Source organism: Kingella pumchi (genome assembly GCF_022288825.1).
Classification (GTDB): Bacteria; Pseudomonadota; Gammaproteobacteria; order Burkholderiales; family Neisseriaceae; genus Kingella_D; species Kingella_D pumchi.
Genome location: NZ_JAKOOW010000027.1, coordinates 1 through 282, shown reverse-complemented (window position 1 = coordinate 282; position 282 = coordinate 1). Strand labels below are relative to the sequence as shown.

Here is a 282-nt window from a genome sequence, read left to right as displayed (position 1 = left end):
CGGCAAGATTTACGCCGGTGCCGGCGGCGTGACCCTCAGCGCCGACGGACAGCTGGCCAACAGCGGCACCGTCGCTGCCCAAGACGGCGGCACCCTCAGCCTGAATGCCGGCCAAACCGACAACAGCGGCACCCTGTATGCCCACGGCACCAGCAGCATCGACAGCACAAGCAGCCTGAACAACAGCGGCCGCATTCTCAGCACCTCAGAAAACCGCATCCGCAGCGCCCATATCGGCAACAGCGGTCAAATCGACGGCGGCCGTCTGGACATCGCCGCCCC

Annotated in this window: 1 protein-coding gene; it reads left to right on the top strand. The window is 66.3% G+C overall.

Translation table 11 applies throughout. The annotated features are described in order from the left end of the window. On the top strand, nt 1-282 hold a 282-nt coding region (locus tag MB824_RS08265), incomplete at both ends, for a hypothetical protein (protein WP_238747981.1).